This window comes from Citrobacter sp. Ca225, assembly GCF_030337175.1.
Classification (GTDB): domain Bacteria; phylum Pseudomonadota; class Gammaproteobacteria; order Enterobacterales; family Enterobacteriaceae; genus Citrobacter_A; species Citrobacter_A amalonaticus.
In genome coordinates, this window is sequence record NZ_JAOWCD010000078.1 from 115,089 (window position 1) to 129,895 (window position 14,807).

The following is a 14,807-nucleotide window of genomic DNA, read 5'->3' on the forward strand; positions in this document are numbered from 1 at the left end:
TGGACGAGAGTTCATGGTGTATTGTGCTGAAACCGAACGCGTTTTCTGTATACTGATCTCCAGTCTGGCGATTCGCAGTGAGGCGACATCATGTTAAGCATTGAAGCTAAGCGCAAAAGAGACGCACTTTTCAGGAATTACGCAAGCAATGTAGATTTCGTGCTTAACACGCCTCTTCATGAGCAAAGAAGAGTATGGGAAGAAGGGGCAATGAATGTTCCGTTACCCGAAAATGTCAGCACAGAAGAAATTGATGAAGAGGGTATTTCAGCGGAGTGGGTGCGACATTCGCAGGCCGAAAAGCGGAAAGTTATTCTGTACCTTCATGGCGGAGGTAACAGTCAGGGATCAAGCATCACACACCGGAAACTGGTTGGACATATTGTCCATTGTGCAAACGTGAATGCCCTCACGCTCAACTATTCATTAGCTCCTGAAAATCCCTTTCCCGCCGGTTTGATGGATGCCAAATATGCGTGGCAGTGGCTATTAGCGCAGGGGTATCGGCCTGATGAGATCATTCTTGGCGGTGACTCAAGCGGTGGAGGGCTGGTTTTATCTCTGCTCCTGCTACTCAAAAGTGAAAATTTTCCGTTGCCGCATTCCGGTTTCTTATTATCTCCGATGCTTGATTACACCTTATCGGGCGACAGCATCTCTTCCTGTGCAGATAAGGACCCGCTGATCGTTATTGAGGATTTGCGGCAAACCGTCGCATACTATTGTTCTGATGCCGAAACCTCAAATCCGCTGGTTTCTCCTCTTTTTGGCGATCTGACCGGACTTCCCCCTCTCCTGGTACAGACAGGAAGCGATGAATTACTTCTCGATGACGCGATCCGCCTGACGAAACTAGCCACAGAGGCCGGTGTTAACGTTCAAATTGAAGTGTGGAAAGGTATGTGGCACGTATTCCAGTCATCCGCAGACAAGATACCGGAAGCAAATCGCGCAATACGCCGAATTGCTTCCTTTATTCATTCGCAGCCGCTTGAGGCGTTGTAGAGGGGACTTCAAACAAAGCGCGTCAATATAATACGCAACAGAGATATATTGGGTCTGTAAAAAACCAGGAATAATCCAGTCCCTATTTAACAAGTCAATGATAAAAATAGAATGATATTTTCACAAATAAATAGCTCTATACATTTGGCATTTTTCTGGCTATATTTAATACGGGTGATTTCTATTCTTCATCTTTCAGTAGATGAAATCATCTGATGTTACGAGAGTATTTTATCATTTAACATGAAGGCCATTATTCTGAAACGTACAGTTTTGGTGGCTTTCTGTGCATCTAATTTTAGATTCTACCGGCTTTTATATGACGCCTGAAAAGTAATATTTCTTTTAAAAACAAAGAGAATTCTTATCAGGAGTATTGGTTTTTAATAAATCGGAATAATGGGAATTGGATGCTAATTATCTTAATTAGCAAGGTTATACGCTGTTATTAAGAACCTGGTATTGATGAAATATATCGTAGTGAGGAGATAGTGTTATTGTTTTATTTAAAATCATTAGCCGGGAAATTTTCTTTCTGGGGAAAAACGTTATCGCAGCGACACTGGCAATGAAAATGCTTATCAGGAGGACAGACAAATGATTCAAGGGATATTGAAAAAGATATTATTAGCAGCTTCAGGTTGTACCGTTATAGTTGCTTTTCCTGTCTACACGGAAGAATTAGTCAGCCGGAATTACACCACCGGCATAAACCAGATTGCTTCGGGTGATCATACCGTAACGGCGGGTGATGTGTTGCTGGATGCCAGCGGATATACCGGAATGTTTTATTACCAGCGTTCAATACTTAATACGACTAATGGCAGGATGAATATTGACATTGCTCAGGGCAAGACATTGAGCATTATAGGGTTTAATAATAATCCCGTTGATAACAGTTCTGCGGTTTATGCCTGGAAAAGAGGAACACTTAGCGGAACGATGACCTTTACCGGAGGCAATGTTGTTGTCAGCAATGTTGTTAAAGACAGCTATTCCGATATCTATGGCCTCTTCGCCGGGCCTGGAGGGGTACTAAATTTTGAGAGCGATGGTGAAAATAAAATCAATCTCTCTGTGCTCGTGCCTCTGGCCGATGAGGTTTCTACGCACCGCCATGGTATTGGTCTTTATGGGGGAGAGTTGAATTTTGACGGAGGGCTGTTTTACATCAATGTTGATGGCGATCCGGGGAGTTACTCGATTGACAGACGCATCGGGATATTAATAGCCGGGGGCAGTTCAGTGAACGTCAGGGCGGATAACATTCTGATTGATACAAATGAATCTGCAATCATGGTCGGGAGAGATGCAGGATCGGCTAATTACCCGATGGCCAATAATGTCGTCAACAGCGCGAATCTGGAAGCAAATTTCATCCATCTGAAAAGCAGCCAGGGTATTTTATCCAGAGTGAGTAGCGATTACCTCACCCGCTCGCGTTTCACCTTCACCGGCACTACGCTCATTGAAGCCATTGTCCATGGAGATATAGACAATCTTTTTGGTGACAATGTTGGGGGGGACATTCTTTCTGCTAACTCGACAGATTTTGTCTTTAACAGCGACACGACCCTGATTGGTGAAAACCTGACGCCACTCGGTACGCGTGGTGAATATGAACACGAATATCTTGGATGGTTAGATGGGCACTGGCTTAGAGGCGTCGCGCTGATGGATACCTCATCATTAATCGCCAATGCGGATTTCAAACTCCAGAGCAACGGGGGATATTACAACACGGGACTCTACCTGTGGGAAAGTCAGGCCCTCTTCAAAGGGAGAACGTCTATTTCCGTATTAAACGGCGTGGATACAACTCGGGGTGTCTATCTTTATGGCAGTCCCGAAGAAACGACTTATGCTGAATTTCAGGATGACCTGACGGTTTCCACTTCAGGTTCTCAGGCGGAGTATATTTCCGGGATTGAAGTTCTTGCCGGAGGCAAAGCGGACATTCAGAAAGGGTTATTTATCAATGATAATCCTGCGATAACCTGGTCGCTGTTCTCATCAGGCGATGGAAGCCTGATTGATGTGAACACATCAGAAACCGGAACCGTTCAGATTGACGGCGATATTGGGGCGACAAACGGCGGTACGCTGAATATGACCCTCAATAATGCCAACTCCTGGTTAACCGCGGCCAGTTATACCGCAACAACAACGTCGACCAGCCAGGGTGTCGTAGACATGAATATCACTAACGGCGCGGTATGGAACATGACTGGCAATTCGCATGTCACTAACCTGTCGCTGTCGGGCGGGCGAGTGAATATGCTGGCGCCGGGCAATACTGGCGCGTTTAAGTCTTTGACTGTGGAAGGCGATTATACCGGCGGTGGCACCCTGATGATGAACACGGTACTCGGAGGGGATAACTCCGCAACGGACAAACTCATCGTAGAGGGAAATACCTCCGGCCACACGTTGGTGGCAATCAATAATATTGGTGGCATGGGCGCGCAGACGGTCGAAGGGATTGAAATTGTCAATGTTGCAGGAAACTCCAGTGGGACTTTCGAGAAAGAGAGTCGCATTGTTGCCGGTGCGTATGATTACAATGTGATCCGGCGCGGCAGCAACTGGTATTTAAGCAGCACTGGGGGGCTGAGTGACCCCGTTGACCCGGGCGTGCCAGCTTCGCCAGAAATCCCGCAGGCACCGGTTCACCCTGGTGGTCCTTCACAGATTCGCCCGGAATTTGGCAGTTATCTGGCTAATAACCTGGCTGCCAATACCCTGTTCATTTCGCGGCTTCACGATCGTCTTGGCGAAACGCAGTATACCGATGCGCTAACTGGTGAGAGTAAAACTACCAGCATGTGGATACGCAACGTGGGAAGTCATACGCGCTTTAACGACGATAGCGAACAGTTAAAAACCCAGAGCAATAGTTATGTGCTGCAACTTGGCGGCGATCTGGCGCAGTGGAGTTCAGATGGTCTGGACCGCTGGCATCTTGGGCTAATGGCGGGTTATGCCAACAGCCGTAGCCGCACCACATCAGCGTTAAATAACCATCATTCCCGTGGTTCGGTCGACGGTTACAGTGTGGGTCTGTATGGTACCTGGTATGCCAACGAACCTGATCAATCCGGAAGCTATGTGGACACCTGGATGCTCTATAACTGGTTTGATAACACCGTCAATGGTCAGTATCAGGCAAGTGAAACGTATAAATCCAAAGGCATCACGGCTGCGGTTGAGGCGGGTTACAGCCTGAAGGTTGCAGAAAGTCAGCAATTGACCTACTGGATCCAGCCCAAAGCTCAGATCGTCTGGATGGATGTGCAGGCGGACGATCATCGGGAACGTAATGGCACGCCGGTGAAGGCGGATAGCACTGGTAATCTGATGACCAGTCTGGGTGTCAGAGCATACGTCAATCGTAAACCCACCGTCGAAGAGGACAAGATGGCAGGCATCCAGCCATTTGTTGAAGCGAACTGGATCCACAACTCACACAGCCCGCGAGTGACCATGGGTGAGATGCCAAATGACGTCCAGGGAGTAAAAGATTTGGCAGAACTGAAAATTGGTGTGGAAGGACAACTCTCCTCTCGCTTGACGGTCTGGGGAAATATCTCCGGGCAAGTGGGGAGCGACCACTACAGCAATGCCCAGGGCATGGTGGGTGTGAAATACAACTGGTAAGCATGGGACTGGATATTCCATGAGAAGGGTGAGGGGCAGGGTAAAATCTGCTCCTTTTTTATTCGGGCCTGAGTCGAGTCTGTTCCAGCTAATTACAAAAGATGGGTCGTCTGTCTTCGTTTCAGAGGGTATCTTGAGAGAATCGATGTTTATCTCCCTCCATGACCATGAGAAAACGACCATGAAAAAAGACGTTCATCAGGTGAAGCAGTACCGTCGTGTGATACCTGATGTTGAAATACTGTCGTTATATTCAGCGCGCGCGTTCCCTCGTCACTCTCATGATCAATTCGGCATTGGGGTTTTCATCCAGGGAAGCCATCGCTCATGGAGTAATATCGGCAATGTAAATGCGGTAACAGGGGATATCATCATGGTCAATCCCGGCGAAATTCACGACGGGATCCCCGCTACGGGTCCGCGGGGCTGGCACATGTTGTACATCAATCCTGACGTCTTTATAAAAGAATGGAATACCGACATACCCACAGGTGATTTAACCCTGAAGCCTGTGGCTAGCGATCCTACTCTTGGTCTGATGATTAGGCAGTATCTTCATCAGCTGGCTGCCGATGATCCTGATGCTATGGCGATTGAAGAGATGATCATGCGTTGCCTTATGCAGGCTGGACGGCACCACACCCTTTCTGCCGCACCGCGTATTCTGCCTTCTCCGACAGTACGACGGGTAAAAGAGTTCATTGATGATGCCCCGGAGGAGAACATGACATTGACAAGATTAGCCAGTCTGTGTGACATCTCCCGATTCCAGCTCATTCGCCGTTTTTCCAGGGAGGTGGGGATGACGCCGCATGCTTATCTTTTACAGTCCAGAGTTCGGCTGGCAAAAAAACTCTTGGCACAGGGCAAGAGAACGGTTGATGTTGCATTAATGGCTGGTTTTTCCGATCAAAGCCATCTGACTCATGCATTTCAGAAACAGACAGGCATCACGCCGGGGCAATATCGTTCCGCGATGGTGGATTAACCGTCTGCAATTTTCTACAAGATCTGCAGGGGTATCCTGATAAACACTGCCTCTCCTGTTTTGTGTTTACCAGAGATAACGCCATGCTAATCAGTATCGAATTCTTATTAACCTCTTTGATTGTGATTATTTCGCCGGGAACCGGTGCTATCTACACCATCGCGATGGGGCTGTCGCGGGGGACAGCGATGAGTTTGCTGGCTGCCGTGGGATGTACATTGGGGATTGTTCCGCATATGTTGGCCGCCATCACGGGATTAGCCGCCATTTTCTACTCCAGTGAAATGGCGTTTACCGTCATCAAATATGCCGGGGTCGTGTGGCTGTTATATATGGCGTGGAATATCATAAAAGAGAAATCAACATTACAACCGGATGATTGCGACATTTCTCAGTCAAGGGTAAAAGTGATCCTGCACGCGATATTTATCAATCTGTTAAATCCCAAGTTGTCACTGTTCTTTTTGGCCTTCCTTCCTCAATTCATTCAAACCACATCAACCGCACCGGCAACCGATATGTTAATACTGAGTCTGATCTTCATGTTAATGACGCTGCTCGTGTTCATGTTGTATGGTGTTTTTTCATCCTTTATGCGCACGAAGGTATTAAACCACCCGATGATTTTGTCGGGACTACGGATCCTGTTTTCATGTGGTTTTGTGAGTCTGGCGGTGAATTTATTGTTAACCCAGCGTGGGTAGCGCGAGTCAGGTCTATGGCATACTATGTCTGTGGGAAGGTTATTCCTGAGAATTGCTCTTGCGGTGAGTTTATTCATTACGCCGCAAGAACGCTCTGTAATAGGATGGGATATTATCGGCAAGCAATGGCGTCAAGTTGAAACAACATTCCTGATGTGCCTCCGCGATGAGCAAATTCAGTCTGAATGGATTTTCTGGCCGGAAATTGGCCATCAAAGCGCTGCTTCATGACGTTCTCCATCACCGGAATATCCCACACGTCGCGGAACAGCGCATCAATTTTCACGACTGACTGCAGCGTCAGGCCGATAGTGCTTAGCCTTTCACTCAGATTATCAAACGCGCCATTGATTTGTGCCTCAATGGGTTGTCCGATATTTCCAACACAGTAACTCACAAAGATAAAACCGCCAGCCTCAACCATTCCGGCAAGCGCCCAGTCTTCATTTATTTCATGCCTTGTAATCGTCGTCATAATGTAAGTCATTATCCTTTGGTTTTACATGGGGTCGTTTCTGTCACCATACTAGCCTCAGACATTCTCATGATAAAGGGATATTTCAAAGATGAGAAATAAAAAAGGTCAAATGTCCTTAAAGATTTTTTTATCATTTTTTATAAATACTCCGACGTGGTTAATGCGTTTCTCCAGAGGGGAGGCTTCTCGATCCAGGTAAGAAAATAACATTATTTTTAGTAAGTAACATTCGGTGTAAAGAATGAGTAACGTATTTAAACTTCTTATGGTCAGTGAGAAACTCAGGCTGCTTATCCCGGCGTCATTGCATGAGACGGGTGATCTCAGGACTGCATCACTCATCAATATTCCTTTAATATGATTTTATTGTGTGCTGACAGTTTAATGTTTTTGTTTTATCTTATTGTAAATCATACGGTTACAAACATGATTTTTACTTGAGATGTCTGATGTTCTTCATTTAAGGTCGTTTAAGGCTATTTAAAATGACAGTTTAAGATATTTACAGCAATAATCAATATCATAAAGACGGTAGTTGTCTTTATTGTGGTTTTGTTTGAATTTTTCAATTAATTTTCAGGAATGTATCGCCAGGCGAAAGGAATCGACTCTGTGGAAACGGTAAAAATATAATGTTGTAATAGATGAATTTAGCATGCAATTTCAAATCCTGGAAATATCGCTGTTACAAGTGGAGTTAACGAATAATGCATATATTTTCACATGATCAGTACTTTATTGCTGGTCTGCAGCAAATACTGTTCTTTACTGGTCTTGATAAATCACCTGAGATTGTTGTTTTTGATCCAGGAGGTGGTACTGTTTATATTACAAACAGTATTGAATGTCTGCGTGCGGATACAATGGATACGTTAACGCATTTTACACAACTACGATGCTATTCATTGACCCGAAATGCGCCTTTAACGGAGTACTTTTACGTACTGGATCAGCTAAAGCAGAATAAGCGGATCCCTCTGCATACCCGATCATTGTCGAACAGGGAACGGATAATCATTGAATATTATCTGGCGGGACTCGGAAAGCGTGCCATTGCACGAAACATGCTGCTCAGCGAGGGAGCTATCAGCAATAGTCAGTTAAGAGCGTTGCGGAAAATGAATATGAAGAATATTGCATTGTTTCTTCAGGTTATGCGCAACTGGTGCGTCTTCAGAGCCAAATATTCCTGTGAACGCAGTATCACATTTTTGCCATAGGCTTTAAGAATTATCGATTATTCCATTGGGCAACATGTCCAGGGGACGACACGGTGATGAAGAACCATTTTAGGGGGATAACGGGAATTATCCAAAGGACATCGCGATGATATTGTACTTAATTAATGGAACAGTAGAGTTCAATCCGCAGACCAGAAGCCTGAAAAATCAATCAACTGGAGAGGTTGTTTATTTACAGCAACCCGCCACGGCATGTTTCCTTTATCTTATTTTGAATCAGGGTAGGGTCATCGCGCAAAAAGAACTGGTAAACGAAGGCTGGAAAGCGCGTGATGTTGTGACCCTGCCCAATACGTTTTATCAGACTATTTTAACATTACGTAAGACACTGGAAGAGATAGGATTACCAAGACATATGGTAAAAACTATTTCCCGTCAAGGACTAACATTATCATCAGATATTGTGATTGAACCGTTTCCTCTTCAGAATCTTGCTATTTCAGAAAATTCATCAATCAAAACGCTAACCAGTGAAAAAGAATGCACCGCAAGCATTCTACCGAACAAATCCCGCGGGCTACGCATTGGAATATCCTTTTTCTTTATTGTGACGATAATAAACTGCATGTTTATGTATCAGAATCGATTGAAAATGCCATTTCAGAATTTTGTGGCCCTGCACATGGATAAGAAAAATGATAATCGCTGCCATGTCTATTATGAAGTGACGCAGTCGGTCACTGATAATTACGCTGCGCTGATAAAAAAATATCCGAACTTTTGCCAGGACAACAATTATATCTTTCTCTCTGACTACGCCAACACCGGACGTGCTGTGGCTTTTGTGTGCAACAAAGATGTTCGATCTGACACTGAGGCATTTTGTTCATCTCATTTTTTCTGGAATTTACACCAATGAGTAAAAATACGGTTGTATTACTCCTGATTTGGTTGTTCAGCACATCGGTGATTTCCGGTGTTTACCTGTTATATCTGCTATTCAAACCGTCATACCTGGATTGTATTGGTGATGCTGACTGGAATGTTGGTGATGCCCGTTTCGTTGGCGTGGTTTCCTATCAGATGCACAAGCGAGAAGGGCTGGCCGTCATTACGGGTAAAGTGGATGGCGAGACAAAGATTAATGTCAATCGGCTGGTCTATTTTAACTATACCCAGCAGTTCAGAACGCGGATTTTACATACAGTACGCATTGTCAAAACCTTTTCCGATACCGTGACGGATGAAAAACTCGAAAAGATATTATCTCCATTCTTTTTGAAGAAAGGTGGTGAATTGACCCTGACCGTGGATGAGTATCAATCTGCGTATGTCTTTTCAAACGCCAATGTGCCGTATCTGTTTTGCAGAAAGAAATGATGAGGAGAATGGGTACCCTATGTGAGGTGTCCCACGCGGCAATCAGTATCCGTTTCCTCGTTCGCCATGTAAGATAGCCGCTGGCGAGAGTGTTTACCGAGGACAAGTATGATGAAAACGGGACCGTTGAACGAAAGTGAACTGGAGTGGCTGGATGATGTGCTGACCAAGTACAACACCGAACATGCCATTCTTGACGTGGCAGAACTGGATGGACTGCTGACGGCTGTACTCAGTTCACCACGTGAAATTGAGCCAGAGCAGTGGCTGGTTGCCGTATGGGGTGGGGCGCAATATGTGCCGCGCTGGTCCTCTGAAAAAGAGATGACGCGTTTTATGAATCTCGCTTTCCAGCATATGGCGGACACCGCTGACCGGTTGAATGATTTCCCGGAACAGTTTGAACCGCTGTTTGGTCTGCGCGAAATTGAAGGGCGCGAGATTACCATTGTGGAAGAGTGGTGCTTCGGCTACATGCGCGGCGTTGCGCTTTCCGACTGGTCCGCGCTACCGGATACACTGAAACCCGCTCTTGACGCCATTGCGTTGCACGGTGCAGAAGAGAATTTCGAGGTGGTTGAGAAACTCACCCCGGAAGCGTTTGAAGAAAGCGTTGAGGCGATCCGCCTGGCAGCGTTGGATCTCCATGCATACTGGATGGCGCACCCGCAGGAAACGCCAGTGCAGGTGCCAGTGAAAGTGGAAGTGAAAGTCGGCCGCAACGATCCATGCCCGTGTGGAAGCGGTAAAAAATACAAGCAGTGCTGTCTGCACTGAAAAGAAAGGGGCTGACGCCCCTTTTCTTTATCCCACTTCGGGCAGCAGTCCGGCGGCAATCAGAAATTGTACGCCGATCACCACAATGCCACAGGTAAACACTAGTGCCAGCGCGGGGCGTCCGCCCAGTACGCGATAGCCCGCCTGCGGATTCTGTTTACGACTCTGCCATGCCAGCAGTGAAGGGATGATCAGCGCCAGCACTGCCAGCGCGACGCCGGCGTAGCCCAGCGCCATCACAAAACCACGTGGATAGAAGAGGGCGAAAGCCAGCGGTGGCAGAAAGGTGATTGCACCCGTTTGCAACCGGCCAGCGGCTGTATTGCGGCGCTGAAACAGATCGGCCAGATAATCGAACAGCCCCAGAGCGACGCCGAGGAAAGAGGTTGCCAGCGCTAAGTCAGCAAAAAGGTGCACCGCCAGCTCAACGTGCGGCGAGGCAACGACCTCCCGTAACGCCTGCAACAAACCATTCAACCCGGCATGATTTGCCAGCAGTCCCATAAACGTTGTGGAGTTGATGCTACCGAGCGTCGCCAGTTGCCAGAAAATATAGGCCACTAACGGAATCGCGCTGCCGATAATAAATACCCACCGCAGTTTGCGGATGTTGCCTTCCATGTAACTCACGATGCTGGGGACGCTGCCGTGAAAGCCGAAAGAGGTGAAAATGACCGGGATAGCCGAAAGCGCCAGCCCCTGCTCAAGCGGCAGGGTCAGAAGATTGACTTTATGAATGTGCGGCATCAGCAGCGCCAGCATCACGACCAGGAAAATAATCTTGGCGCTAAAGAGAAAGCGGTTAAACAAATCGACCAGCGAGGTGCCCACGCAGACGACGCCACCGGCAACAAAGGTGAACAGTAATACGCCAGCGGTGGGGGACATTTCGCTTCCGGTCCAGTCGCTGATACTGGAGGCGAGTAACTCACCCGCGCCGCTGATATAGGCAGCGGTCAGCGCATACATCAGGAACATCATACTGAAGCCGGTTATCCACTGACCATAGCGTCCCAGATAGCGCTTAGCCAGCGTCCCTAAACCGGTGTCAGCCGGGACGTGCTGATACACTTCAAGCAGCAACAGCGCGGTGTAGCACATCAATGCCCACAACCCAATCAATAACGCTAAAGTGACACCAAAACCGACCCCGGCGGCCGCCAAAGGCATCGCCAGCATCCCTGCGCCAATCGTAGTGCCTGCCACGATGAAAACACTTCCCAGAGTTCTATTCTTCACGCTTTACACTGTCCCAGAGAAAAACAACGGTTAGATCTGCGGCGCAGGGTAAGGCAAAACGCTATTTTCGTCAAATGACCGTTACATCGACTGTATAAAAATATTTACACCCTAAATGAGCGCAACCTGCGTTGGCGCAAAGCAGCGGATGCCGTTTCGCCGTAGGCTACGCACTTTATTGAGGAGGAATGATGGATTCTGTTCACGGTCACGAAGTGTTGAATATGATGATTGAGTCAGGCGAGAACTATTCTACGGCTAGCCTCGAAGCTGCGATTAAGGCGCGGTTTGGCGAAGCGGCGCGTTTTCATACTTGCTCAGCGTCGGGCATGACGGCGGGAGAACTGGTGGCGTTTCTGGCGGCGAAAGGGAAATTTATCGCTCAGGATGACGGTTTCTCTACGCACGAAAGCAAGATATGCCGTCATTAAGAAAACGGTGAGGAATTTCCTCACCGTTTTATGATTAATTTGCGGTATCGAGCGTCGACAGCTCTTTATCGATAAAATACAAACCTTCGCCGCTTTTTCCTGCCAGCGTTAATTTATCAATCACCGATTTAAACAATTTCTCTTCTTCATGCTGTTCGGCAACATACCATTGCAGGAAATTAAAGGTCGGATAATCCTGACTAGTCATTGCGGCATGCGCCAGTTCGTTAATTTTCTGGGTGATCAACTGTTCGTGTTCGTAAGTCACACGGAATAACTCATCCAGCGATGCATATTCAGCAAAAGGCGATGAGACGGTATTAATGCGCGGCAGGCTGCCGGTATCGGTCAGATAGTCAAACAGACGCTGCATGTGCGTCATCTCTTCCTGCGCGTGGCGACGCAGGAACGCGGCGGCACCTTCAAAGCTGTGGTAGCTACACCAGGCGCTCATCTGCTGATAGAGCAGGGAGGAATATAATTCCAGGTTCATTTGCTCATTCAGTTTGTCGATCATTTCTGTTTTCAGCATGACTTCGCTCCACAAAATTCATAAATATGTTGATGTGGCGTCACTATAATTTGTTATTTAAATATTTGCAAAAGGTAAAATAATAAATTTAATTATTAAAAATACGAATGGGAATAAAACGCATTTGCGCTATAAAATAATTAGCGCGGGATAAATCAGGCCAGTTAATACTGGCCCGTAAATTAATAATAATGAGGTGCTGCTTGCGATATGGCGATGCCCTGACATTGCCAGGAGAGTGTAATTTTCGTGTTCATACACAGGGAGCCTGCATAAACACTGCAGGTGCTGACGGGTTGACCGAATGGCAGGGCGCTGGCATAGCCTAGTTGCTGACACGCGCGTGTGGCGGTGCCCTGGGCGATATAGTCGTCGGTATAGGCGTTTTGCAGCATCGCCTGATCGTAACTCAATCGCACAACGCCGGTTGTCGCGCTGGCATCACTCACCTGTGCCTGTCTGTTGATCGCGCATCCCGTCAGGAGTATCAGTGAGAGGGCAATAAAAAGAGTCTTCATGGTATCGCTCTGAATGTTCGGTGATACGCTATCCTAATTCACACATCAGCGTTTCAATGGCCTGAATAACTTATAGATCAGCAATGACTAATTCACACGACGGCGGTCATTTTGCGGTCACCTTAAGAAAATGTGAAGCTATCCCTCATTTTTAAAACCATCTTTCATAAAATTTGAAAGTATGTTTGCTAAGTAGTACTGTGCGGTATCGTGATGACTCAAGGCGGGACTTCCCGCATCGCATTCAGGAGAAGACAGAATGAAAATTGCACTGATGATGGAAAACAGCCAGGCGGGTAAAAACGCCATCATTCACCGCGAGCTCAAAGCGGTGGCGGATGAAAAGGGTTTTCCGGTATTCAACGTCGGGATGAACGACGAGAATGACCACCACCTGACCTATATCCATCTTGGCATCATGGCGAGCATTCTGCTGAATTCAAAAGCGGTTGATTTTGTGGTGACCGGCTGTGGTACAGGCCAGGGCGCGTTGATGTCACTGAATATTCATCCGGGCGTGGTGTGTGGCTACTGCATTGATCCGGCGGATGCCTTCCTGTTCGCGCAGATTAACAACGGTAATGCGCTGTCTCTGCCGTTTGCGAAAGGGTTTGGCTGGGGGGCAGAACTGAACGTGCGCTTTATCTTCGAGAAAGCCTTTACGGGGCGCAATGGCGAAGGTTACCCGCCAGAGCGTAAAGAACCGCAGGTGCGTAACGCCGGGATCCTTAACCAGGTCAAAGCGGCGGTCGTTAAAGACAACTATCTTGATACGCTGCGTGCAATCGATCCGGAACTGGTGAAGACGGCAGTTTCTGGTCAGCGTTTCCAGCAATGCTTCTTTGAAAATGGCCAGAGCAAAGAGATTGAAGCGTTCGTTCGCGAAATCCTCGGCTAATTTTTGCTGACAAGCCGGAGGGCGTAATGCGCATCCGGCTTTCCACTTTACTTCCTGGCAGACACCGCGCTGCCCGCCTCTTTCACCAGTCGTAACGTCTCCACCATGCCAGTCAGGCAGATAAGCGCGATGACCACAAAAACCAGACGAAAGCTGATGTCGCTAAACTGAATCCCGAGGTACAGCACCAGCAAAATAAGCCAGACAGGCGTGCTGAAGGTGATCTGGGTGGCAGAAGAGATACCTCGTTTGCTTTCTGTGGTTCGAGTTTCTTGCATCGTGCACTTGCCATTCAAAAAAAACGATAAAAATTCACCAGAACTGATATTGATGTAAGTAATTGATTTATTGGTGAAACAGTCGTAAATGCAAAGAATGTGTTAAGTATAAAACGTGATGCAAATCACAAAGTAGTTGATTTTTGTGATGACGGTCATACTATATGCGCATAGACGATAACACCTGCATAACAAAATAGTTGGAGTCATGGCATGAAACTGCGCAAAATCCTGAAAAGCATGTTTGAAAATTATTGCAAAACGTTTAAAGACGTACCGCCGGGCGATATGTTCCGCTGATAAAAAACCTGCTTCGGCAGGTTTTTTTATACCCGTCGTCCGCGGCGTCAGGTGTGGCTATCGTTTCGGCCTCTGAATCGGTACTATGACGGTCTTTCATCACTAACAGGAACGCCTGCTATGTCCCAACCGCTGAATGCCGATCAGGAACTGGTCTCTGACGTTGTCGCCTGCCAGCTCGTCATCAAACAAATTCTCGATGTTCTCGACGTGATTGCTCCCGTTGAAGTTCGCGAAAAAATGACCAGCCAGCTGAAAAACATTGATTTTTCAACGCATCCCGCAGCTGCCGATCCCGTCACGCGGCGCGCTATCCAGAAAGCGATCGCACTGATTGAACTGAAATTCACGCCGCAGGGCGAAGCGCACTAAAATAAGCCATTGTTTTATATTATAGAAATACTTTTTGCAATGCCTCCCAAAGTGGAGGCATCAGGCTGA

At 47.2% G+C, this 14,807-nt stretch carries 16 protein-coding genes and 1 pseudogene; 12 read left to right on the plus strand and 5 right to left on the minus strand.

Annotated elements, in window-relative coordinates; genetic code table 11:
* Positions 1–90: 90 nt before the first annotated feature.
* From OGW13_RS13170 to OGW13_RS13185, 4 genes are all read left to right on the plus strand, one after another.
* Positions 91–1,005, plus strand: coding sequence for an alpha/beta hydrolase fold domain-containing protein (locus OGW13_RS13170; protein ID WP_130097202.1), 915 nt, complete (start codon positions 91–93; stop codon positions 1,003–1,005).
* 597 nt (positions 1,006–1,602) lie between these two features.
* On the plus strand, positions 1,603–4,662 hold the full coding sequence (locus OGW13_RS13175; RefSeq protein WP_052443913.1) for an autotransporter outer membrane beta-barrel domain-containing protein: 3,060 nt from the start codon (positions 1,603–1,605) through the stop codon (positions 4,660–4,662).
* Between the two features lie 181 nt (positions 4,663–4,843).
* The gene (locus OGW13_RS13180) at positions 4,844–5,650 is read left to right on the plus strand and encodes an AraC family transcriptional regulator (protein ID WP_287116201.1); all 807 of its coding nucleotides are present in this window, start codon (positions 4,844–4,846) and stop codon (positions 5,648–5,650) included.
* An 83-nt stretch (positions 5,651–5,733) separates the two neighbouring features.
* Positions 5,734–6,354 carry a LysE family translocator gene (locus OGW13_RS13185; protein WP_080343234.1) on the plus strand — a complete coding sequence of 207 codons (621 nt, stop codon included), beginning with the start codon at positions 5,734–5,736 and terminating at the stop codon, positions 6,352–6,354.
* A 112-nt stretch (positions 6,355–6,466) separates the two neighbouring features.
* Here the strand turns inward: OGW13_RS13185 and OGW13_RS13190 are convergent, their stop codons facing one another.
* Positions 6,467–6,829 carry a RidA family protein gene (locus tag OGW13_RS13190; RefSeq protein ID WP_043001899.1) on the minus strand — a complete coding sequence of 121 codons (363 nt, stop codon included), beginning with the start codon at positions 6,827–6,829 and terminating at the stop codon, positions 6,467–6,469.
* A 710-nt stretch (positions 6,830–7,539) separates the two neighbouring features.
* Here OGW13_RS13190 and OGW13_RS13195 point away from each other — a divergent pair.
* From OGW13_RS13195 to OGW13_RS13210, 4 genes are all read left to right on the plus strand, one after another.
* The gene (locus OGW13_RS13195) at positions 7,540–8,052 is read left to right on the plus strand and encodes a LuxR C-terminal-related transcriptional regulator (RefSeq protein WP_043000311.1); all 513 of its coding nucleotides are present in this window, start codon (positions 7,540–7,542) and stop codon (positions 8,050–8,052) included.
* A gap of 106 nt (positions 8,053–8,158) precedes the next feature.
* Positions 8,159–8,932, plus strand: a complete 774-nt coding sequence (locus OGW13_RS13200) for a winged helix-turn-helix domain-containing protein (RefSeq protein ID WP_052443914.1) — start codon at positions 8,159–8,161, stop codon at positions 8,930–8,932.
* Positions 8,929–9,393, plus strand: coding sequence for a YqeJ family protein (locus OGW13_RS13205; protein WP_061069997.1), 465 nt, complete (start codon positions 8,929–8,931; stop codon positions 9,391–9,393). The genes OGW13_RS13200 and OGW13_RS13205 overlap by 4 nt, the downstream gene beginning before the upstream one ends.
* Positions 9,394–9,504: 111 nt before the next feature.
* Positions 9,505–10,170 (plus strand): YecA/YgfB family protein, encoded by a 666-nt coding sequence (locus tag OGW13_RS13210; protein ID WP_044266969.1) that lies wholly within the window; start codon positions 9,505–9,507, stop codon positions 10,168–10,170.
* Between the two features lie 27 nt (positions 10,171–10,197).
* On the opposite strand, the gene tyrP is transcribed toward OGW13_RS13210, so the two are convergent.
* The gene (tyrP, locus tag OGW13_RS13215; RefSeq protein WP_043000314.1) at positions 10,198–11,409 is read right to left on the minus strand and encodes a tyrosine transporter TyrP; all 1,212 of its coding nucleotides are present in this window, start codon (positions 11,407–11,409) and stop codon (positions 10,198–10,200) included.
* Positions 11,410–11,600: 191 nt separating this feature from the next.
* Between tyrP and OGW13_RS13220 the strand changes: the two genes are divergently transcribed.
* Positions 11,601–11,840, plus strand: a complete 240-nt coding sequence (locus OGW13_RS13220; RefSeq protein WP_043000315.1) for a YecH family metal-binding protein — start codon at positions 11,601–11,603, stop codon at positions 11,838–11,840.
* A 34-nt stretch (positions 11,841–11,874) separates the two neighbouring features.
* Here the strand turns inward: OGW13_RS13220 and ftnA are convergent, their stop codons facing one another.
* A complete protein-coding gene (gene ftnA, locus OGW13_RS13225; protein WP_042318344.1) occupies positions 11,875–12,372 on the minus strand; it encodes a non-heme ferritin in 498 nt (165 codons plus the stop codon).
* 182 nt (positions 12,373–12,554) lie between these two features.
* Positions 12,555–12,890 carry a YecR-like family lipoprotein gene (locus tag OGW13_RS13230; protein WP_043000316.1) on the minus strand — a complete coding sequence of 112 codons (336 nt, stop codon included), beginning with the start codon at positions 12,888–12,890 and terminating at the stop codon, positions 12,555–12,557.
* A gap of 259 nt (positions 12,891–13,149) precedes the next feature.
* Here OGW13_RS13230 and OGW13_RS13235 point away from each other — a divergent pair, with 259 nt between their 5' ends.
* A complete protein-coding gene (locus OGW13_RS13235; protein WP_044264808.1) occupies positions 13,150–13,788 on the plus strand; it encodes an RpiB/LacA/LacB family sugar-phosphate isomerase in 639 nt (212 codons plus the stop codon).
* A 47-nt stretch (positions 13,789–13,835) separates the two neighbouring features.
* Here OGW13_RS13235 and OGW13_RS25880 read toward each other — a convergent pair.
* Positions 13,836–14,012, minus strand: a pseudogene (locus tag OGW13_RS25880) (hypothetical protein); the annotation flags it as partial.
* A gap of 267 nt (positions 14,013–14,279) precedes the next feature.
* Here OGW13_RS25880 and azuC point away from each other — a divergent pair.
* Together azuC and OGW13_RS13250 are read left to right on the plus strand one after the other, a co-directional pair.
* Positions 14,280–14,366, plus strand: coding sequence for a stress response protein AzuC (azuC, locus tag OGW13_RS13245; protein WP_086513008.1), 87 nt, complete (start codon positions 14,280–14,282; stop codon positions 14,364–14,366).
* A gap of 120 nt (positions 14,367–14,486) precedes the next feature.
* Positions 14,487–14,738, plus strand: coding sequence for a DUF2766 family protein (locus OGW13_RS13250; protein WP_043000319.1), 252 nt, complete (start codon positions 14,487–14,489; stop codon positions 14,736–14,738).
* Positions 14,739–14,807: the final 69 nt, after the last annotated feature.

Bases quoted from the DNA above. Each gene is read 5' to 3' on its own strand.
- ftnA (WP_042318344.1), bottom strand. From the start codon at position 12,372: ATGCTGAAAACAGAAATGATCGACAAACTGAATGAGCAAATGAACCTG.
- OGW13_RS13200 (WP_052443914.1), top strand. From the start codon at position 8,159: ATGATATTGTACTTAATTAATGGAACAGTAGAGTTCAATCCGCAGACC.
- OGW13_RS13230 (WP_043000316.1), bottom strand. From the start codon at position 12,890: ATGAAGACTCTTTTTATTGCCCTCTCACTGATACTCCTGACGGGATGC.
- OGW13_RS13205 (WP_061069997.1), top strand. From the start codon at position 8,929: ATGAGTAAAAATACGGTTGTATTACTCCTGATTTGGTTGTTCAGCACA.
- OGW13_RS13210 (WP_044266969.1), top strand. From the start codon at position 9,505: ATGAAAACGGGACCGTTGAACGAAAGTGAACTGGAGTGGCTGGATGAT.
- OGW13_RS13235 (WP_044264808.1), top strand. From the start codon at position 13,150: ATGAAAATTGCACTGATGATGGAAAACAGCCAGGCGGGTAAAAACGCC.
- OGW13_RS13180 (WP_287116201.1), top strand. From the start codon at position 4,844: ATGAAAAAAGACGTTCATCAGGTGAAGCAGTACCGTCGTGTGATACCT.
- OGW13_RS13175 (WP_052443913.1), top strand. From the start codon at position 1,603: ATGATTCAAGGGATATTGAAAAAGATATTATTAGCAGCTTCAGGTTGT.
- OGW13_RS13250 (WP_043000319.1), top strand. From the start codon at position 14,487: ATGTCCCAACCGCTGAATGCCGATCAGGAACTGGTCTCTGACGTTGTC.
- OGW13_RS13195 (WP_043000311.1), top strand. From the start codon at position 7,540: ATGCATATATTTTCACATGATCAGTACTTTATTGCTGGTCTGCAGCAA.
- azuC (WP_086513008.1), top strand. From the start codon at position 14,280: ATGAAACTGCGCAAAATCCTGAAAAGCATGTTTGAAAATTATTGCAAA.
- OGW13_RS13220 (WP_043000315.1), top strand. From the start codon at position 11,601: ATGGATTCTGTTCACGGTCACGAAGTGTTGAATATGATGATTGAGTCA.
- OGW13_RS13190 (WP_043001899.1), bottom strand. From the start codon at position 6,829: ATGACGACGATTACAAGGCATGAAATAAATGAAGACTGGGCGCTTGCC.
- OGW13_RS13185 (WP_080343234.1), top strand. From the start codon at position 5,734: ATGCTAATCAGTATCGAATTCTTATTAACCTCTTTGATTGTGATTATT.
- OGW13_RS13170 (WP_130097202.1), top strand. From the start codon at position 91: ATGTTAAGCATTGAAGCTAAGCGCAAAAGAGACGCACTTTTCAGGAAT.